Annotated in this window: 21 protein-coding genes; 9 read left to right on the top strand and 12 right to left on the bottom strand. The window is 55.8% G+C overall.

All coding sequences use genetic code 11. The features are described from left to right. The first annotated feature begins 41 nt into the window (after nucleotides 1–41). The 6 genes from GGQ73_RS01710 to GGQ73_RS23135 all read left to right on the top strand — a co-directional run bounded on the left by GGQ73_RS01710 (nucleotide 42) and on the right by GGQ73_RS23135 (nucleotide 3,533). The gene (locus tag GGQ73_RS01710) at nucleotides 42–872 is read left to right on the top strand and encodes a transporter substrate-binding domain-containing protein (protein WP_183893454.1); all 831 of its coding nucleotides are present in this window, start codon (nucleotides 42–44) and stop codon (nucleotides 870–872) included. 105 nt (nucleotides 873–977) lie between these two features. Then, nucleotides 978–1,430: a type II 3-dehydroquinate dehydratase gene (gene aroQ, locus GGQ73_RS01705; RefSeq protein WP_183893453.1), complete on the top strand. Its 453-nt coding sequence runs from the start codon at nucleotides 978–980 to the stop codon at nucleotides 1,428–1,430. Then, entirely contained in the window at nucleotides 1,427–2,095 is a 669-nt protein-coding gene (locus GGQ73_RS01700) for an amino acid ABC transporter permease (protein WP_174154932.1), read from the top strand. The genes aroQ and GGQ73_RS01700 overlap by 4 nt, the downstream gene beginning before the upstream one ends. Before the next feature lie 10 nt (nucleotides 2,096–2,105). Beyond that, nucleotides 2,106–2,747 (top strand): amino acid ABC transporter permease, encoded by a 642-nt coding sequence (locus GGQ73_RS01695; protein ID WP_183893452.1) that lies wholly within the window; start codon nucleotides 2,106–2,108, stop codon nucleotides 2,745–2,747. A gap of 141 nt (nucleotides 2,748–2,888) precedes the next feature. Then, a complete protein-coding gene (locus tag GGQ73_RS01690; RefSeq protein WP_045229194.1) occupies nucleotides 2,889–3,092 on the top strand; it encodes a cold-shock protein in 204 nt (67 codons plus the stop codon). A gap of 306 nt (nucleotides 3,093–3,398) precedes the next feature. Continuing rightward, the gene (locus GGQ73_RS23135; protein WP_268842287.1) at nucleotides 3,399–3,533 is read left to right on the top strand and encodes a hypothetical protein; all 135 of its coding nucleotides are present in this window, start codon (nucleotides 3,399–3,401) and stop codon (nucleotides 3,531–3,533) included. Here the strand turns inward: GGQ73_RS23135 and GGQ73_RS01685 are convergent. The 7 genes from GGQ73_RS01685 to GGQ73_RS01655 all read right to left on the bottom strand — a co-directional run bounded on the left by GGQ73_RS01685 (nucleotide 3,524) and on the right by GGQ73_RS01655 (nucleotide 11,072). Then, nucleotides 3,524–4,246: a copper homeostasis protein CutC gene (locus GGQ73_RS01685; protein WP_183893450.1), complete on the bottom strand. Its 723-nt coding sequence runs from the start codon at nucleotides 4,244–4,246 to the stop codon at nucleotides 3,524–3,526. The genes GGQ73_RS23135 and GGQ73_RS01685 overlap by 10 nt on opposite strands. 59 nt (nucleotides 4,247–4,305) lie before the next feature. Next, nucleotides 4,306–5,511, bottom strand: coding sequence for an MFS transporter (locus GGQ73_RS01680; protein WP_183893448.1), 1,206 nt, complete (start codon nucleotides 5,509–5,511; stop codon nucleotides 4,306–4,308). Nucleotides 5,512–5,589: 78 nt separating this feature from the next. Then, nucleotides 5,590–7,023, bottom strand: coding sequence for a M81 family metallopeptidase (locus tag GGQ73_RS01675; protein WP_183893446.1), 1,434 nt, complete (start codon nucleotides 7,021–7,023; stop codon nucleotides 5,590–5,592). A gap of 11 nt (nucleotides 7,024–7,034) precedes the next feature. Next, nucleotides 7,035–8,957, bottom strand: a complete 1,923-nt coding sequence (locus tag GGQ73_RS01670) for a beta-N-acetylhexosaminidase (RefSeq protein ID WP_174154942.1) — start codon at nucleotides 8,955–8,957, stop codon at nucleotides 7,035–7,037. A gap of 42 nt (nucleotides 8,958–8,999) precedes the next feature. Continuing rightward, complete coding sequence (locus GGQ73_RS01665) at nucleotides 9,000–9,773, bottom strand: SDR family oxidoreductase (RefSeq protein ID WP_183893444.1); 774 nt, start codon at nucleotides 9,771–9,773, stop codon at nucleotides 9,000–9,002. 19 nt (nucleotides 9,774–9,792) lie between these two features. Further along, nucleotides 9,793–10,656, bottom strand: coding sequence for a MurR/RpiR family transcriptional regulator (locus GGQ73_RS01660; protein ID WP_183893442.1), 864 nt, complete (start codon nucleotides 10,654–10,656; stop codon nucleotides 9,793–9,795). 29 nt (nucleotides 10,657–10,685) lie between these two features. Beyond that, on the bottom strand, nucleotides 10,686–11,072 hold the full coding sequence (locus GGQ73_RS01655; RefSeq protein ID WP_174154949.1) for a RidA family protein: 387 nt from the start codon (nucleotides 11,070–11,072) through the stop codon (nucleotides 10,686–10,688). Nucleotides 11,073–11,186: 114 nt separating this feature from the next. Between GGQ73_RS01655 and GGQ73_RS01650 the strand changes: the two genes are divergently transcribed. Genes GGQ73_RS01650 through GGQ73_RS01640 form a run of 3 tightly spaced genes read left to right on the top strand, consistent with a single transcriptional unit; the run spans nucleotide 11,187 to nucleotide 14,253 of the window. Then, nucleotides 11,187–11,681, top strand: a complete 495-nt coding sequence (locus GGQ73_RS01650; RefSeq protein WP_183893440.1) for a general transcription factor IIF subunit 2 — start codon at nucleotides 11,187–11,189, stop codon at nucleotides 11,679–11,681. Nucleotides 11,682–11,693: 12 nt separating this feature from the next. Further along, nucleotides 11,694–13,163, top strand: a complete 1,470-nt coding sequence (locus tag GGQ73_RS01645) for a M81 family metallopeptidase (RefSeq protein ID WP_183893438.1) — start codon at nucleotides 11,694–11,696, stop codon at nucleotides 13,161–13,163. A gap of 1 nt (nucleotide 13,164) precedes the next feature. Then, nucleotides 13,165–14,253 (top strand): D-TA family PLP-dependent enzyme, encoded by a 1,089-nt coding sequence (locus tag GGQ73_RS01640; protein ID WP_234910841.1) that lies wholly within the window; start codon nucleotides 13,165–13,167, stop codon nucleotides 14,251–14,253. 34 nt (nucleotides 14,254–14,287) lie between these two features. On the opposite strand, the gene GGQ73_RS01635 is transcribed toward GGQ73_RS01640, so the two are convergent. The 5 genes from GGQ73_RS01635 to GGQ73_RS01615 form a co-directional block, all read right to left on the bottom strand. Next, complete coding sequence (locus GGQ73_RS01635; protein WP_183893434.1) at nucleotides 14,288–15,400, bottom strand: ABC transporter ATP-binding protein; 1,113 nt, start codon at nucleotides 15,398–15,400, stop codon at nucleotides 14,288–14,290. 91 nt (nucleotides 15,401–15,491) lie between these two features. Beyond that, nucleotides 15,492–16,685, bottom strand: coding sequence for an ABC transporter substrate-binding protein (locus tag GGQ73_RS01630; protein ID WP_183893777.1), 1,194 nt, complete (start codon nucleotides 16,683–16,685; stop codon nucleotides 15,492–15,494). 70 nt (nucleotides 16,686–16,755) lie between these two features. Further along, entirely contained in the window at nucleotides 16,756–17,616 is an 861-nt protein-coding gene (locus tag GGQ73_RS01625) for a carbohydrate ABC transporter permease (protein ID WP_045229101.1), read from the bottom strand. After that, nucleotides 17,613–18,497: a carbohydrate ABC transporter permease gene (locus GGQ73_RS01620; protein WP_183893432.1), complete on the bottom strand. Its 885-nt coding sequence runs from the start codon at nucleotides 18,495–18,497 to the stop codon at nucleotides 17,613–17,615. Before GGQ73_RS01620 ends, GGQ73_RS01625 begins: the two co-directional genes overlap by 4 nt. Before the next feature lie 11 nt (nucleotides 18,498–18,508). After that, nucleotides 18,509–19,690 carry a Gfo/Idh/MocA family protein gene (locus GGQ73_RS01615; protein WP_174154963.1) on the bottom strand — a complete coding sequence of 394 codons (1,182 nt, stop codon included), beginning with the start codon at nucleotides 19,688–19,690 and terminating at the stop codon, nucleotides 18,509–18,511. Nucleotides 19,691–19,695: the final 5 nt, after the last annotated feature.

Below are 19,695 nucleotides of genomic sequence, written 5' to 3'. Positions count from 1 at the left end.
CTGCGAAGCATATGCCGTTTCATAACAGGAGGAGGAATTCAATGTTCAAATCATCATGGACACGTCGCCATATCTTGCTGGCGACAGCAATGATGACCGCAGGTCTGGGACTTGCGCAACCGGCTGCTGCGATTACACCCGATGAGATCAAGGCTCGAGGCAAGCTCATCGTTGGTATTCAGGGAGACAACCCGCCCTGGGGCTTTGTAACCAGCGCAGGAAAACAGGATGGGCTTGATGCGGATATTGCCACACTGTTTGGCAAGGAACTCGGCGTGCCCGTCGAATTCGTCCCGCTTGAGGTGAATAATCGGATCCCCGCTTTGACCAGTGGGCGTGTTGACCTTCTGTTTGCAACCATGGCCATGCTGCCAGACCGGGCCAAAGCCGTGCAGTTCAGCAAGCCCTATGTGGCCAACACCATCGTTTTGATCGGGCCAAAATCCATGTCGATCAAGACCAACGACGATATGGCAAACCTGACAATCTCCGTTGCAAAGGGTGCAGCGCAGGACACCCAGGTCACGAAAAATGCACCTTCGACCGCCACGATCCGCCGGTATGACGGAGACGCAGCAAGCGTCCAGGCTCTGGCTTCCGGTCAGGTGCAGGCATTGGGCGGCAATATTTTCTACATGGACCGCGTCGAGAAAGCACGCCCCGGCGAGTTTGAAAACAAGCTGGAGTTCCAGAAGCTCTATAACGGCGCGTGCACACGTTTAGGCGAAAAAGAAATCAACGCTTCGCTCAATACCTTTATCGACAAGATCAAGACGAATGGCGAACTCAAGGCAATCTACGACAAGTGGATGAAAGTGCCGGTACCGGAATTTCCGGAGAGTCTCGAAGGCATTTCCTTCGTCGCGAAATAGCCGTCAGTCCGGCCTTTCTGTCTTAAAAAACGGTGGGCGCGCAGCGACGCCCGCCGGCCCCTTTCCCGCGCGCCTACATCTGACGATAGTCCGAAGAGCCCGATCATGAGCAAAAAAATATTCATCTTGAATGGACCGAACCTCAATCTTCTGGGGCAGAGAGAACCTTCGATCTACGGCACCACTACGCTTCAGGACATCAAGGATCGATGTATCGCAAAGTCGAACAGCTTGGGTTTCGATATCGAGTTCCGACAGACGAATTTTGAGGGTGAGTTGGTCGAGAGCGTGCATCAAGCCCGCGAAGAAGCTTGCGGAATTATCATCAACCCCGCCGCATACACCTTCACGTCCATCGCACTTATGGATGCCCTGAAAACATTCGATCCGCCCAAGATCGAACTTCACATTTCGAATGTTCATGCCCGCGAAAGCATCTACCACCATTCGCTGATTTCCCGTGTTGCGACCGCCATTCTGATCGGCTTTGGTGCCGCAGGCTATGAACTGGCCATTCAGGCGATGGTCGGCATGGTGACACCCGTGGAGGCATCATGAATTACCAGCTCGATTTCACACCCGTGATAGACGGTCTTCCAAGTCTGCTGTCTGCTTGCCTTGGAACATTCACGCTCGCCTTGTGCGGCATGGTTCTTGCGATCATCATCGGAATTGGTGGCGTCGCCCTGCGCGATTCCCGTTTCAAGGCGGTGAGATGGCTCGTCATCGGCTTTGTGGAAATCATCCGCAACACGCCGTTCCTGGTGCAGATATTCTTTATCTATTTTGCCCTGCCTCTTGCAGGTGTTCGGCTCGATCCAACTCCAACGGCGATCATCGCGCTGGGAATCAATGGGGGTGCCTATGCAATCGAGATTATTCGTGGCGGTGTCCAGTCCATCTCCAAAGGACAAAGGGAGGCAGGTCTCGCCCTTGGCCTTCATAAGGCACAAGTTTTCCGGCTGATTGTTCTCAAGCCTGCTCTGCGTGCCATTTACCCCTCACTGACAAGTCAGTTCGTCCTTCTGACGCTGTCCACGAGCATTGCGTCCGCGATCTCGGCCTATGAATTGACGTCGGTCTCCCAACAGATCGAATCCGAAAGTTTCCGCAGTTTCGAAATCTATTTCACCATCACGCTTCTCTATCTCGTGATGTCCTGGATCATGATGCGCCTCTTCTCCCTGTTTTCGGCGCGCTACTTCGCTTACCCCGTCAAGTAGGAGCTGCGATATGGGTTATGATGAATTTGTCTTCCTGTTGATCGGTCTCAAGTGGACAGTCGCGTTGTCCGCTGTCGGGTTTGTCTTTGGCTGCATGGCAGGGCTTCTGGTCGCTCTGGCGCGAACATCCGGCATCGTCCTTCTGGAGCGGGTGACGTCTGCCTATATCGCGGTGTTCCAGGGCACGCCGCTTCTGATGCAGCTCTTCGTGGTTTATTACGGGCTGGCGCTCCTCGGATTTCGGCTCGATGCTTGGATTGCAGTCGCGATCGGCCTTACCCTTCATGCCAGCGCCTATCTGGGGGAAATCTGGCGCGGCTCCATCGACGCTGTTCCCAAGGGGCAGATCGAAGCGGCAAAGGCTCTTAGCCTTCGCTATGTTTCCCGTACGAAAGACGTCGTTCTGCCGCAGGCGATTCGAATCTCGCTTCCGGCAACGGTGGGTTTCCTTGTCCAGCTGATCAAAGGAACGTCGCTGGCTTCCATCGTCGGCTTCACAGAACTGACGCGCGCCGGCAACATTATCTCGAACCAGATATTCGAACCGCTGACCGTTTTCAGCATCGTCGGCGCCCTCTACTTCGTGATGTGCTGCCCTCTGACGATTTTGGGAGCCCATCTTGAGCGGAAATTTGCCGTGGCGACCCGCTGACAAGAGATTTTTTGGTCTCTAATCGCGTTTAATTTGACTCATTGGCTTTCTGTTCTAACCTTGGGAGTTGATGGAGGCGCAAACGCGCTATAAAGAGTTTGTCGCGGAGTCAAACGGCTACGGAAATAAAAAGGAACTGTCATGCCTACCGGTACTGTGAAATTTTTTAACGACGACAAAGGCTTCGGCTTCATTACACCTGAAAACGGCGGAACAGACGTGTTCGTTCACGTGTCTTCCCTGCAGCAGGGTGGTTCGCTTAGAGAAGGTGACAAGGTCAGCTTCGAAATCGGCCAGGACCGTAAGACGGGCAAGTCGAAGGCAGAAAACGTCAGCGTTCTCTAACGCTTATCTGCGCTAGCCTGCCGCTCATACCGGCAGGCTAGACCGATCTCTTTTGGTTGCGTTTGATTTATGCGCCGATCGTAAAGTCAATAAGCCCGCTACCGATCAACGAACCTTCCGTTTTTCAGGATTGCGTCGGAAGAACCGGCCCGTCGACACGGACATGCGCATCGCGCGTGCAAACTCCTAAATCATCCCTCTGATAAACGAATTCTGTCTCAACGGATGTAACCCTGCGGTGAAGTCCGCAGTTCAGCCAGCTCGGGCGTTGATTGTCGGCTGCATCAACCCATGCCGGAGGTCTGGATGGCGTTGAAATTTGCCGTCATCGTCGATGTGGCCTTGAAGGCTGCACGGTCCGCGTCGCCCGAACCCAATGATGATCAGACGGTCCTTCGACCATCTCGCATTGTAAAGCGCGCCGCTCCCGACTACCCCTGAGTTTCCAAAAGCTGCTTCAATTCACGCACGGTTGCCTCATCGGTTTGCTTGCGCTCAGGGCCGGTGAACCCGAGCATCGAAAGCCTCCTATTTGTACCGGATGGTGCATTGGCGGAACAGGATGCGTGGATTTCATTGATGACGAGACGGCACAGGATCTCGGTAACCATATGTGGCCGAATGCCTGCTCCTGGCATGATAGAGATGCGACCGTGCGCGACCTCGATCATCTTCGCCAGCTGGTCTACGCCTTCAAGCGCTGATCTTGCGCCACCGGATGTCAGAATTCTGGAGAACCCCAGCGAAACCGCCGCCTCCACCGCCTCAGGGAAATCAGGAACGACGTCTACGGCACGATGGAGCGTCGTGTCGAGACCCTGCGCATGAGCACAGAGCTCCTCCAGCGTGTTGGTATCAAGCGCCCCATTCGCAAGAGAAGCACCCAATACGACACCTGAAACACCCGCGCTTCGCGCCGCATCGATATCGTGCTTCATCATATCCACTTCAGCACGTTCGAAGACGAAATCACCCGAACGCGGGCGTATCATGACACTGACGGGGATATTCTTGGCGCCGGCAAGATGCATGAACCCTTTGGATGGCGTCACACCGCCACCCGAAAGGGCCGCGCAAAGCTCGATACGATCTGCCCCGCCCCTAATCGCTGCATCCAGCCCGGCTACATCATCGACGCAAATCTCAAGAATCATGGGAATTCCTTTTCGTCTGCATCCATAAGCTGAACTGGCATGATTTGCAAAAATACGGGCTATCGCCGTTTTCCTGGTCCATCTAGGGTAAAGAGCATGACGATGCCTGCCAAACCAAAGACAGCACCAAGGATCGATGCTCCCGAATAGTCGGAGACATAGGTGCCGATTGCAAACACCAGAGAGCCGATGCCCGCACTCAGAAAGATGTTGACGGCAATCAGCGAACTGCCGAGCCCTGGGCGGTCGGCAATCAACTCCTGAAGATAGGTTATGGGTATGCTGATGAGGGCTGCGGCTCCCAATCCGCTGATCAGTGTTTGCGCGTAAATGTGCCAAGGCTGCGTGGCGAACCCTTGTAACACAAGATAGACCGAATAGAGGATGGCCCCCGCGGCAAGGGTTGTCGTTTGCGCAAAGCGCCGCTCGACCATGCCCCACATGATGATGAAAACAATCTCCAGTCCAGCGACAATGCCGACGACGATGCCAACATCTGTCACCGTGCCCTTTGCGGACCCTGTAATGATGAGCGCACGTACGAAGTCGTTGAGGTGCAGCATGGAGGAGATCAGCGCAATACTGATAACGCGCAGCAACACATGGCGCGAACAGATTTCGCCCAGTGACGCAAAAAGGCCGAACCGCCCCTCTCCGTTTCTCACGACCGGTGCAGCAGTCTTTGGGAGATAGAAAGCGACTAACAGGAAACAAACAGTCGCAAAAATGCCCGATAGGAGAAACGCAGAGAGCATGTTGCTCGAGGCGGCGAGAAAAATGCCGACAAGGCCCGGGACCAACACCCATGAGAGCGAGATCGTTGCCCGCATGACGGAGTTTACCGATATCATCTCTTTTGGCGGCAGGTCTTTGGCATCAGCGCGCACATGCGCGAAGATCAGCGAATTCATGGCGCCAAAAATCGGCAACAACAGCAACTTGGCGGCGATGAAGGCAGGCGCGTTTGCCGCGAAATAGACCAGGAAATAGCCAGAGATACCAAACAGGGCGATACACAGTATCGGTCTGCGATATTCACCCAGCCGATCCGCGAGGATGCCCATCAACACGCTGGCGCTGACATTGATGACGGCAGCGACCAGCATCAAGAGTGAGTATACGCCGTCGCTCAGCCCCAGTTCCCGGATGCCGATGACCGCCTGATAGGGTGCTGTCGCTGCATTGGAGAACCCGAAAAACAGAATGGCAAGCGCAGCCACCCTTATCGATGGGTTTCGAATGACGATGGAAAAGGCGGCGCGCATGGTCTTATGTCCTGCTGTAAAAGGCTGGCAACCCAAAAATCTTCTAAAGCAGGCGTTTCCGTCGGCTGATGTCTACAGTCAACTCCAGCGCGAAGATCGGCGTGCCTGCGGCACATACTGGAAATCCGCCTGGAAAGGATAGATATTTCCATCCCTGCGTTCGTTCCGCAGGCTTTCAATGTTCTGATTGATGACACCGTTGGTTAAAGCCATCAGATTGGGATTGGCAATGGGAGCGAGTTCCGGTGAAAGATAGCCGGATTTGACAACCAGAAGCCTGACCTTGGAGGGATCAAAGCCAAGGCGCGTGAAATCCGAGATCATGTGATAGGGCCGACGCCTGGACGCGAGGATGACGATGACGCCACCGATTTCGACAACGGCCTGCCGCTCGTTCGCAGCCTCATGATCGTCCAGCTTCAAAACCCTTGCAGCGACCTCGACAGAAGGGCTAGAGGGATCGAGACTACCACCGATCTTCAGGTCGATGACGGCGCCTTCTCCTGCTGCAAAACAGGCATCAACTGCCGGTCGGTCGGTGATGCCGCCCAAAAGTGCGCCCTGCCAGTTTCGTTTGATCAATGCCTGCAACACATCGGCACGGTCACCAACGCCACCGCCCGTCGGGTTGTCGCCGGAATCAGCCAGAATGGTCGGTCGCGTCCCGGTCGTCTCGGCAATATCAAGAATGTCGTCCAGCGCCTCCGTCACAGGCCCGAAACGGAACGACTTGCGCGCATCCCAGTAGGATTGCGCAATTTCCGTTACCACCTGTTCCGCAGCAGCCACTTCCGTTCCAGTCACCACAGCGCAGGCCGTCGCGCGCGGTTCGTCTGCCCAGACATAACCGATCATCAAATTCGCATCTAATATTCCGGGCCTCGCATCGAAGGCTGGCAACGCAGAATAAAGACTTTTTGCCGGCTCATCCTCGGTGGAGGTTTTTTCGCCCGGCAGCAGAACGGGCACCTTGGCCCATGCGACGCCCGGCCTCACGCCCGTCTTCAGCGCATTCACCAGCATGGACCACGCACGCACCATGGTTTCTCGCACGTCAATGTGCGGGGCTGTGCGATAGGCCGCGAAAATATCGAGCTGGTCTACGATCCTCTGGCTGACATTGCCATGCAGATCGTAACTTGCCGCTACAATGACGTCGGGTCCGACGATGGCACGCGCCGCAGAGATCCAGTCCCCCTCGGCATCATCCATACCATCGACATTCATTGCCCCATGCATGGCAAGATAAAGCCCGTCCACCGGTAGAGCGGCGCTTAGCCGCTCCAGAAAATCCTGTTTGAAGATATCGTAGGTCTCACGCGAAAGCGGCCCCCCCGGAACCGCGCGCGCATGCAGGAGCGGCAGGTGCTCGACACCGTCTGCATCGAGGAAATTGAAATAGTCCATGCCGACAAGTTCACCGCCCCTGAAAACGCGAAAATCTTCGACCTGCATCAGCACCGTCGAATAGGTGCTGCATTCCGTATGAATTCCACCGAACGCAATGCGCATGAAAACCTCTCTTAAAAGACCGGGTGCGAAGGAACAATGGCGGCAAAACGTAGCCAGTCTTTCTTTGCTTTCGGTGTCCATGCCGCTTCCGCAATGGCGGGCAGGCGTGGGAAGACCAGATGATTGAAATAGTCCCGTGTCAGGAAATGCTCGGTCCAGATGCACGCCTGAACGCCCTTCATCCTGTCCTTCAGATCATCAGGAAAATCACCCTCCGCTTCGTAATGGTAGGTGTGATAAGGCGGCACGGTTCCGGCCCAGCTGGCGCCCGGCTCCTGCCATGCTTCATCCTGAACCATGTCCAGATAATAGGCCTGCCCCGGCGTCATCACCACATCGTAACCCTGCTTCGCCAGCTCGATGCCGACGTCAGGCTTCTGCCATGCCATCAGCAAGGTGCCGTGCGGGTTGACGCCACCACCATGAGATACCTCGTCCCAGCCGGCAATATCGCGACCACGCTCATGCAACATGCCCTGAATGCGCTTCATGAAATAGGACTGGATGCCGAAAGTGCCATCCAGCCCTTCCCTGTCCATCAGTTGCTTGGCAAGCGGTGAGGCAAGCCATGAGCCATTGGCGACTTCGTCACCACCGATATGGATAAGCCGGGATGGGAACAGGTCGACCATTTCGTCGAAGATCTTGCCGATGAACTCATAAGTGAACTCGATTGCCGGATTGAGCGCGTTGTTCGGAAACCCCTGAACGGAACGGTAGCTATCCGGTGCCTCCTGCCCATCGGTCAGTTCAGGATAGGCAACGAGCGCCGCCGTGCTGTGGCCGGGAATATCGATCTCAGGCACAACCTCGACATTCAGCAGAGCGGCGTGGGCAACGATGGCCCTGACGTCATCCTGCGTATAATGTCCCTCAACCGGCTCTGCACTGTTGCCTAGTTGTGGCAACAGAGGCTCGTCGGGACCGCGCTTCACCCCCACAGTCGTCAAAAGCGGGTAGGCCTTGATCTCCAGTCGCCATGCCTCGTCATCGGACAAGTGCCAGTGGAAACGGTTCATGCGATACCAGGCCATGATGTCGATCAGCCGCGCAACATCATCCGTCGGATAGAATTGGCGCGACACATCCAGGTGGCATCCGCGCCAGCTGTAACGCGGCGCGTCTTTGATCGTACCCGAGATGGGGAAGCGAAATTTTGCTGGCTCTGTCCGTGCGCCATGCAGCAGTTGCGCGAGCACTGTCAGGCCATATTGCCGTCCTGCAGGTGCCGAGTATTCCAGAACCACATCAGTTTCGGAAAAAGAAAGGCAATAGGCCTCCGTCTCCAGCCCGCTGTTTTGCTCAAACGTCAACGTCCGCCCCTCATGGACAGGCGCAAGGCAGAATGGCACATGGGCGCTGGTATAAAGCCTGCGGAACAGCGAAATAGCCGTATCGACTGCCAGAACATCATCCGGTTTTGCATCCTCAGACGGGAACAGTGCGACGGGAAACGTCTCTCCAGCTTCAGCCGAGACATCCGCCGGCCACGGCTGGATGGCGAACGGCAAGTCGAGTTCTCCTTGCGGCAAAAGCACCGGCGGCGGTTCGCTGTGGCGACCTTCCAGCATGAGATCTCCAACGGCAACCGTGTGATGCGTACCATCGGAAAGGCTGACATAGGCGGATTTTGCACCATCCGTGCGATGGCGCGCGGGGCGTAACAATCCATCGACCGTAAAACGCCATGCCTGACCCGGCTTCAGTTCAAAACCAGCAGGAGGAGCAAACTCATGGAAATTGGCGTTACGGCGCAGATACACGGCATTGCCGCAGACAGGCTTGTCGATCGTTCGCGTCAGCGACGTATAGACAATGCGGAAGTCTTTCAGGGGTTGGTGGGAAAGGTTGAACAGCGTGAAGACGAAACCGCCGCTCGGGTCATCCTCATTGGGGTGCCACGCATTTTCAAGACGGTACTGTGCAAGCGTCATGATCGTTCCCTTTTGTAGTTCTGCGACGGGGCGGGCCGTCCTTCAATAGTGCTCGGATTGCGAAAATGTATGCGCAAGCGGAGCCTGTCCTGCGGTCAGACCACAGTCCACGGCCAAACAGACACCGCTGATGGCGGCGGCCTGATCGCTGGCCAGAAAACCGACGGCATTGGCCACATCATCCGGCAGAACAATGCGCCGGAGTGGATACCAGTGCTTTGCCTCTTCAAAGACCTGCGGATTGGCTTTCGCGCGGGCTTCCCACGCCTGCGTGCGCACCGTCCCGGGTGCCACGGCATTGGCGCGGATGCCGAATTTCCCGTATTCGACGGCAATCAGTTTGGTCAGATGAATGAGCCCGGCCTTGGCTGCGCTATAAGCCGGGTGGCCAAAGACGGACATTCCGTTGACCGAAGCGATGTTGATGAGCGACCCTTGGGACTGTTTCAGTGCGTCCTCGAAGGCTCTGAAACACAAAAACGGTGCCTCCAGATTGAGCGCATTATCTAGCCGCCAGATTTCGGGGGTCGTATCGTGCAGACTGACGGCTCTTGCAGCACCGGCATTGTTGACCAGAGTGCGCACGATGCCCAAAGCGCGGATGTCTTTGGAAAGCTCAGTGAGGCTTGCAGCATCCGTTACATCGCATTCGATCGCCATGAACGACGAACCAGCCAGCGATGCGACAGCCCGATTAACTGCGGGACCATCAATATCCACGAGGACCACACGGTCATGGGTATCGGCCAGCCTGACAGCAATGGCACGACCGATGTCGCCTGCACCGCCGGTTACAATTGCTATCGTTTCCGCCATCCTCATGTCTCTCCGTCGGTCAGTCGCCGAGCAACTGGCGGTCATCGCCGTCCCGGTGTTCAATCAATTGCTGCTTGATATGCCGCAGCGTCATCATGGACTGCTGCTTGTTCTCGTAAGCAACGAGGCTGGCGATCATGTCGACAACAGCCAGATAAGCGTAGCGCGATGATGTTGGCCTGAAGATGTTGCTGCCCTCCGGCACATCGACCGGAACAACGATGTCTGCCGCAAGCGCCACCGGGCTGTCACTCTGGGTGAGAGCGATCGAGGAAACGCCCATTTCACGCGCCAGCGTGAAGCACTTCACCAGCTCCATGTTTCTTCCCGAAAAGGACGAACCGACAATCACGTCATTCGGCCGGGCGGCGGCCGTCATCATCAGTTGCATGCTGTGATCGCTGCTGGTGGTCACACGCAGGCCCAGCCGGAAAAGACGGTTCTGGATTTCGCCAGCAATCATCGAGGAATTCCCGCCTGACCCGAATGCATAGACATTGCCACTGCAAGAAATGGCCGCCGCGGCCCGAGCCAAAACAGCAGGGTCAAGTGTGCGGTGGAGCAGAAAAAGCGCATCCTGCGCCTTTGTAAGTATGTCCTCAGCGACATCCGAAGGCCCCGTACGGGGTATCTCCGGGTTGAGGTAGCGCGCACCCACATAGGCAGTCTTTGCCAGATTGACCTTGAAATCGGCAAAACTTTGAAGACCGAGCCGGCGGCAAAAACGGGTCACCGTTGGCGGAGAAACCTGCGCTCGTCCAGCCAGCTCGATGATCGAAGCATTGACGGCGAATTCGAAATCGGCCAGCAGAATATCCGCAATTCGCCGTTCCGATTGCGAAAACTGCTCTTCATTGTCCTGCAATTTCGCAAAAATATCCATCCGCACGCCGCTCCGATTGATGCCAAAGATCAGACTTTGGCTTTATAGGCGATGCAGTCTATTTCCACCTTGCAGTCAACCATCATCGACGCCTGCACACAGGCACGGGCGGGAGGATGTTCTCCGAAATAACTCTCATAGATCTTGTTGAAACTCCAGAAATCGCGCGGGTCATCCAGCCAAACGCCGCACCGCACCACATGCTCGACGCCGTAACCGGCCTCGTGAAGAATAGCGATGAGATTTTCGATCGTCTTATGGGTCTGCTCCACAATACCGCCAGCAATGATCTCGCCGTCAACCATTGCGACCTGACCGGAAACATGGAGCCAGCCGTCTGCCTCGACTGCTCGTGCAAACGGCAGTCTCTGCCCGCCTGCACCCGCCTTTTCAGCTCCGTACCGCTTGATCGTCATCACCATACCCATGCAAATTATTTTCTTTATTCGTTGACAGGACACCATAGAAAAGGGATCTTTGCCAGTGAAAAACAGTGATTATGAAAATAATTTCAACATTGGATCATTTGCATGCGCGACCCTTTCAAAAACCCCTTCCCTGAAACCGATGCTGCGCGCCACGCCATCTGGGAGATGCTGGTGCCGCGCGATATTGATGCATTTCTGGCGGCAGACTGGTCCAAAGTGGAAGGTGACTTCATCGAAGCCGGCTTTTTGGCGATCAACGCGAACCGCGCTGACAACCCCGACAAATGGCGTCTTGGATTTCCGAATCTCATCGCATACCGCGACGAGTGGCTGCGCCAGGCACGGGATTTTCAAGGCCAAAGTTTCGCGGAAGATACCCGCAAGGCGATCTTCACCACGACCACGCTTGATGAAATCGAGATCGAAAATGACACCGCGCTGGTGCGCAAGAAATTTGATGGCGGTATTCGCAAGACGGATGGCTCGCTCGATGTCATGAAATGGCAGACGCTGTATTATTGCAGGCTCCATGGCGGTCGCTGGAAGATCAGCGGCTTTATCGGATATCTGCCAAATCCGATGGGCAGCGCTCTATAAGAAGGCAAGACATTGCGCATTTTCACCGCTGCACTGGCGACCGAGACGAATACGTTTTCACCTATATGCATCGACCGGAAGGCCTTCGAAGATTCCTTCTACGCAGGCCCTGGTCAGCATCCAGAAACGGCAACGCTGTGCACCGCCCCGGTTCCTGTCGGCCGCCGTTTGATGGCACAGAAGGGCTGGACCTTGATAGAGGGGAGTGCGGCATGGGCAGACCCGGCCGGACTGGTTAACCGCCAGACCTATGAAGGTTTACGCGACGAAATTCTGGAGCAGTTGCGCGCAGCCATGCCGGTAAATGCCGTCATTCTCGGCCTCCACGGCGCCATGGTCGCGGACGGCTATATCGATCCCGAAGGCGACTTTCTCACACGCATTCGTGAGATTGTCGGGACGAATTGTCTGGTTTGCGCCGAACTTGATCCGCACAGCCACCTCACCCAAAAACGTGTCACGGCTGCGGATTTCTTCGTTGCCTTCAAGGAGTTTCCGCATACGGATTTTGTTGACCGTGCGCATGACCTCTGGAAGATCGTTATCGATACGCTTGAGGGCCGGATCAAACCCGTCATGTCCACCTTTGATTGTCGCATGATCGACGTCTTTCCGACCTCTCGCGAGCCAATGCGCTCATTCGTCGACAGGTTGATACAGATCGAACGCGAGGACGACGATGTGCTGTCACTGTCGGTCATCCATGGTTTCATGGCCGGTGATGTCCCGGAAATGGGGACAAAGACGATCGCTGTCACAAACGGCAAAAAAGACAAGGGTGAGCGCCTGGCGCGCGATCTTGGTCTGGAACTGTTTGCCAATCGCGGCAAACACATGATGCCGTGGACCGACGAGAAAAATGCCGTCACCAGCGCTATCGCAGCAGCTAGAGGCCCGGTGGTGATTGCCGATATGTGGGACAATCCGGGTGGCGGCACGGCCGGTGACGCGACGGTCGTACTCGCTGAGCTCTTTGCTCAAGCTGTAACCGATGCTGCCATCGGCACCATCTGGGACCCGATTGCCGTTCAAATCTGCATGGCTGCTGGCGAAGGTGCGGAAATTCCATTGCGCTTCGGCGCAAAATCCGCCCCTGGCACCGGCAATCCCATTGATGGTCGCGTGACGATCATCCGTCTGGTGCGCGGTGCGGAAATGCGTTTCGGGGAAAGCATCGCACCCTTTGGTGATTCAGCGCATATTCGTCTGAACGGTATCGATATCATCCTGAACTCGATTCGCGCCCAGAGCTACGATCCATCGCTCTTTTCGGCCATGGGCATCGACCCGACGTCGAAGAAAATTCTGGTCATCAAATCAACCAACCATTTTTATGCGGCCTTTTCGAAGATCGCGTCGGATATCATTTACTGCTCGGCAGGCACGCCCTACCCCAACAATCCCGCAACGACGCCCTATCAACATGCGCCGCGTGATATATGGCCGATGGTCAATAATCCCCATGGCGACGAGGCTTTTTGATATGACCCTTCCATTCGCAAATCCCGGTGATCTCATTCAAGCTCTCTCGACCCCGCTGGCGCTGGTCGATGAGGATAGGATGGAGACCAATATCCACCGGGTTCAGTCCTATATGGACCGTCATGGCTTGGCTTTTCGTCCACACATCAAAACGCACAAGATCCCAGCGATCGCAGCTTTGCAGGTCAAGGCCGGTGCCAAGGGAATCAACTGCCAAAAGGTGACGGAAGCGGAGGTTTTCGCCGATGCCGGTTTTGAAGATATCCTGATCACCTTTAATATTATCGGGCCGGAGAAGCTGGATCGTCTCTACGCGCTCAACACACGCATAAGCGGCCTGAAGGTTGTGGCGGATAGCGCAGCGACCGTTGAAGGCCTTGCGCGTCGGTTTTCTCCAGATCGCCCGCTGATGGTTCTCGTCGAATGTGACACCGGCGGTGGCCGTTGTGGTGTTCAGACCCCGCAGGAGGCGGCGGCGCTGGCATTGCATATCGCCGCATCTGATGGGCTCGATTTCGGGGGCCTGATGACATACCCCAAACCGGACAGCGCCGAAGCCGTCGAAGCATTCCTAGCATCGACAGTTGCACGACTGAAGGCAGACGGTGTCGAATGCGCGATCGTCACCAATGGCGGCTCGCCGAGCCTGTTCGATGCGCACCTCGTGCCATCCGCAACGGAGCACCGGGCCGGAACATATGTTTATAATGATCGATCCATGGTGCGTGCAGGTCATTGCTCGGTTGACGATTGCGCCATGACCATTCTGGCGACGGTTGTCTCCCGACCGACGCCAGACCGCGCCATTCTGGACGCAGGCTCAAAGGCGCTGACGTCAGATCTTCTGGGCTTTTCCGATTACGGGCTGATCCTCGAATATCCCGAAGCCGTCATAACCGGCCTGTCCGAAGAACACGGCACCGTGGATCTGTCGAGATCTACCGGCAAGCGACCTGAGATCGGCGAAAAGATCCGCATCATCCCCAACCACACCTGCGTCGTCTCCAACCTTCAGGATGTGATGACCTTTCACCGCAACGGCGTTGTCACCCGCGTCGAACCGGTCGCGGCGCGCGGGCTGGTTTGGTAATCGCAGGAAGATGGTGGCGGGGATGATCCCGCCTTTATTGTCCGAGCGCAATTGCAGACATATCCACCCGTCGCTCGAATGCGGCGCCACTTTCATCAAACAGATGGCAGTCGGATGCCTTGATGCCGGTCATGATCGGTTCTTCGATTGCAACAGGCGCTGCACCCGACAATAAAGCGCAGTAGTTCTCACCCGTTGGCGCCATACCATAGGCGATCGTGTTGATCCCAAGCCGTTCAATGACGTTCGGCACAACGCGAATGTTGAGGTCGCCAGCGCCGATGGCTGTGTGTTCAGGCCGGATCCCGAGCGTCAAGCTTGCGCCCTCGAGACCGGCACGCGGTTCGACCGGAACAGTGATCGTCTGACCATCATACTCGACCTTGATACCCTCCGCGCCAACGGCCTTGCAGATGACCGGCAGGAAATTCATTTTGGGATTGCCGATAAAGCCGGCAACAAACAGATTGGCCGGCTTGTGATAGAGCTCCAGCGGCGCGCCCACTTGCGCAATCTCACCGGCATTGAGCACCACGATGCGGTCAGCCATGGTCATGGCCTCCACTTGGTCGTGCGTCACATAGATCATTGTTGCTTGCAACGTCCGGTGAAGGTTGGTCAACTCGATCCGCATATCGGAGCGCAGGGCCGCGTCGAGGTTCGAAAGCGGCTCATCGAACAGAAAGATTTCCGGCTCCCGCACAATGGCACGACCGATGGCGACGCGCTGGCGCTGGCCGCCCGACAACATGCCCGGACGTTGCTGAAGACGCTGATCCAGTTGCAGGATCTTTGCAACGCTTTCGACCTTCTCCTTGAGCTTCGCCTCCTCCATCTTCTCGACTCGCAACGGAAAAGCGATATTTTCGAACACGGTCATGTGCGGATAGAGCGCATAGGACTGGAACACCATGGCAATGCCGCGCTTGACGGGTGCGAGATCGTTGACCTTCACTCCATCGATCACCACCTCGCCAGCAGTAATATCCTCAAGGCCTGCAATCATGCGCAGAAGCGTGGATTTGCCACAGCCGGACGGTCCGACGAAGACGACAAATTCGCCATCCTCGATTTCAAGTTGCACACCCTTGATGACTTCGAAGTGCCCGTAAGATTTGCGGACGTTGTTGAGAGAGAGCTGACCCAAAACCTGTCTTCCCCGCACCAGCCGAAGCTGCTGTTGTAATTGTGGTGGAGACAGCCGCGGGCACAAGGCTCGCGGCTGTCGAGATATCTGCTTATTTGTACTGTTCGACTTCGGCTGCAGCCTTTTTCAAGGCTTCCTCAGGCGTTGCCTTGGATGTCACGACAGACTGCACCATTTCGATCATGGCATTCTGGAAACCCTTGTAATCCTTGAACAGGGGCTCAGGACCACCGAACGCGATGCCGTCGATGAATGGCTTCCAGTACGGCTTGTCCTTGACCAGCTGATCGACCTTGGCAGATGGACGCAGTGGCGTGAGGCCGGAATCCGTTGTCAGTTCATATTCTTCCTGCGGACCGGGAGACGTGATGAACTTTGCAAATTCGATGGCCTTCTCCTCAACGCCCGAGCCCTTGAAGATAGCAAGGCTATCGGTGATGAGCAGCGTGCCCGGACCCTTTGCCGATGGACCAAGCGGGAGCGTCGTCACACCCCAGTTGATCTTGGTATTGAGCAGGCGGTAAGCGGCACCGGTGCTGTTCTGGATCATGCCGGCCTTGCCATCGAGGAAGATGGCACGGATTTCGTTCTGTTCGTAGGCCGTTGCCCCTTCGACAGAGTAAGGCGTGATGTCCTTGTAGGCCTGCAAGGCTGCCAGAATTTCCGGGCTGTCAAGCGTCACATTGCCTTCGGCATCGGTCACCTTGCCATTGTTGGTATAAACCCAATGCAGGAACTGGTGCATGGTGTTATCGAAGGTCTTGGCAGGCATGCCGTACCCGGCAATCCCTGTCTTTTCCTTGATGATCTTGGCGTATTCAATCTCTTCAGCCCAGGTTGTCGGTGGCTTCTCAGGATCGAGACCGGCCTGCTTGAACAGGTCCTTGTTCCAGTAAAGGGCCTTCGTCGAGAAGGCGACGGGCACGCCCCACTGCTGGTCATCGAAGGTGACCGTATCGGGAATGAATGGATAGTAGCCCTTCTTTTCGTCAGCCGTCATCGGCACGGGAACGATGAGGTCGTTCTCGGCAAATTCCTTCAGTGTGCGCGAACCGACATAAGCCATGGCGACAGGGGTGCCGGCGGCGGCAAGCGTTGTTGCTTTATCCTGGCACTGTTCCCAGCCGACCACTTCCGGAGCGACCTTCCATCCGAGGTTCTTGCCTTCCCATTCCTTGATGTATTTTTCATGCACCGGGTCAATCTTGTCGCCGCAATAGATCCAGCTGATTTCTTGATCCGCAGCATTTGCAGTCATGGCGCCAAGCGCGGTGGAGCCGAGCATGGCCAGGGCGAAAAGCCCGGTTTTGAGATGAACTGTCACGTTTTAGCTCCCGTTTTCTCTGGTGGTTGGCTTATTGTTTCACCGCGCCCGCGGTCAGGCCGCTGACGAGATAGCGTTGAAGAAAGAAGATCACGATGGTTGCTGGCGCAATGCCGACGAAGCTTGCCGCCATCAATTCGTTCCAGATCACTTCCTGTTTGCCGAAATATGCAAACAGACCGACCGGCAGAGGCGCATATTCCGTTTTCGAATTGAAGGTCAGCGCGAAGATGAACTGCTGCGCGTAAGACCCGATGAAGGTGGTGATTGCAACGACCATGATACCCGGCATCGCGATCGGCACGATGACGCGTCGCAAGGTATAGAGATGGCTTGCACCGTCCACGAACGCCGCCTCATCCAGTTCCCTTGGAATGCGCATCATGTAGGTTCGCAGCAGCCAGATAGCCGACGGAATGAGAAATGCGACACCCGGCACGATCATGGCAAAGTAGGTGTTCAAAACGCCCAGCGAGCGCATCAAGCGAAACAGCGGAATCAAAAGAACGGCGCCTGAGAACATGTTGACCGCGAGAAATGCCCCTAAAAGCGTTCCTGAGCCTTTGAACTCGAACCGTGCCAGCGCATAGGACGCCGGGACGACCAGGATCAGCACAACGGTTGTGACCACGATCGAAATCAGGAAAGAGTTGAAGATATAGCGCGCGAAACCGGGAATTCTGATCCACATGGTGCGGTAGGCCTCGAACGAACCGTTTTCTGGAATGAAACGGTAAGGTGAGGAAAACAGCTGGCTAAGCGGCTTCAATGATACCAGAAAGCCTTCCACGAAAGGCGATAGAATGAAAATCAGGAACACGGCGATCCCGGCATAGATGCCGATCAGTTCGTACCAGCTGTAGCGATTGATCAAAGCAGGTGGTTGTCTCATCGCTTGTCTCCGGCAGATAGGCGGCTGGTTACGCGGAAGTAGCAGACGCAGAAGATCGACAGGAATATGCAGATCAGGACCGCTCGGGCAGCACCCTCACCATATTTATTAGAGCCGATGGCAGTGCGATAAGTGTCGATGATCATCGTCGTCGTCTCGCCGCTCGGTCCACCACGGGTCAGAATCCAGATGATGTCGAAGGAATTGAATGTGGCAATCAACGACAGCATCGACATGGTGATCACCGAAGGGACCAGAAGCGGCAGCGTGATGCGACGGAAGCGGTAAAAACGCCCTGCGCCGTCGGTCCATGCAGCCTCATACAGATCCTGCGGAATGGATTGCATCGCGGCCAGCATATAGAGCGTTACCAATGGCACACCGATCCACACATCGGTGATGATGGTTGCCCAGAAAGCTGTGGAGCCGTTTGCGAGGAAAGCAATCGGCCCATCCACGAGACCAAAACGCTGCAGCATTCCGGAGATCATGCCGAACTGGCCATTATACATCCAGCCCCACATGAAGATGCCAATCGCCATCGGCACGATCCATGGAGGCATGGTCAGCATACGGAAAATCGTTCTTCCGGGAACGGCTGCATTCAGCATGCAGGCACCGAAAATTCCGATGATCATTTTGAACGAAACGGAGAAGAAGGTCCAAATGAAGGTGCGTAGAATAACTTCTGCGAAAGTCGCGTTGAAAATCTTGGTATAATTGGCCCATCCCACCCATTCCGTTGTCCGCTTCAACGAAGCATCGGTGAAGGACAGAATGAACGTATCAACCAAGGGATAGGCGACGATGACCGTGATATAGAGAATGGCGGGGAGAAGAAGGAGCCAGGCGAAGATGACTGTGCTGCGTTTTGCGTCCACCGTCGCCTCCCTCACGCTGTTTTTGCATCTGGAGCGGCAGACACGGACCCGTGCAGGGCGGCGTCATACGTTTCCCAAACAGATTGCAGGTCAATGACCTTGCGGCCGCGCCGTGCCTCGTCCATGGCCAGCGCCAAAATACCGGCCTCAATGGCATCCAGAGCCGAAACCGGCAGCGGTACTCCCGACACCACGTGAGCGATGACATCGGCTGCCATTTGCTCATCCGCGCCGTAGTGCTGCGACAAATTGGAGGCCGAGTAAGTGTTTGAGACGGTCTTCTCATTGGTGCGGGCATTGTGCACATTGAGGAAACCGCGAACAAAATCGCCCTCGGCCATACCCTTGGCACCCATCACGCAGAAGCGACGAAAGTCGTCTGGCACGTTCAGATTGGTATGGAACGCCAACGACGCGCCGTTCTCATATTCCACGATAGCCGTCTGATAATCGATAATGTCGCCATCGCTGTCGAAAACCTTGTCGGACCCCATCCAGCCGCTCGGCTTGCGATGGTAGACTTCCATATCGTTGATGCCGTCATTTTGCGGGGCATTAGCCAGCGTGAAGCTTTTGCGTCCACCAAAGCTGGAGACGTAGCGCGGACGTGCGCCGACGACCCCATTGTACAAGTCCAGATCGTGGCAGCATTTTTCCAGCATGAAGGAGCCGGAATAATGCTCATAACGCCGCCAGTCGCGCATGAAAAACGCACCATGATAGGGCGGAATATGTTCCGATGCCTCGATGGAAACCACCTCGCCCAGCTTGCCGTCTGCCTGCGCCTGCCGCAGATCGCGGTAGAGTGGCGAGTACCGCAGGACGAGACCGACCATCAGTCGCTCGTGGCCATGGATGTTGAGCAGCCGGGCCAGCTCAAAGCTTTCTTCGATGCTGACCACAATCGGCTTTTCGGTGAATATCGTATATCCCGCCTCAAGTCCCTGCCGGATGTGATCGAGATGCATGTGGTTGGGTGAACCGATCATCAAAAGATCGAACTCTTCATTGTCGAAAAGCGCCTGCGGCGTTTCGTACGCCGTGCCGACGGAAATGCCTTTCTCCTGCAAGCCGGGCAATCCGGCCGGCGCAGGGTCGACATATCCAACGATCTCGAAATCCTTGTCGATTTCACTGAAAACGTAACCGAGATATCCCAGACGAAATCCAAGCCCGACGATTCCCACTTTCATGATCT

It is taken from the genome of Rhizobium skierniewicense, assembly GCF_014196515.1.
In the GTDB taxonomy this organism is placed as follows: Bacteria; Pseudomonadota; Alphaproteobacteria; order Rhizobiales; family Rhizobiaceae; genus Agrobacterium; species Agrobacterium skierniewicense.
The sequence above is the reverse complement of the archived record's forward strand: the minus strand, read 5'-3'. Positions and strand labels throughout refer to the sequence as shown.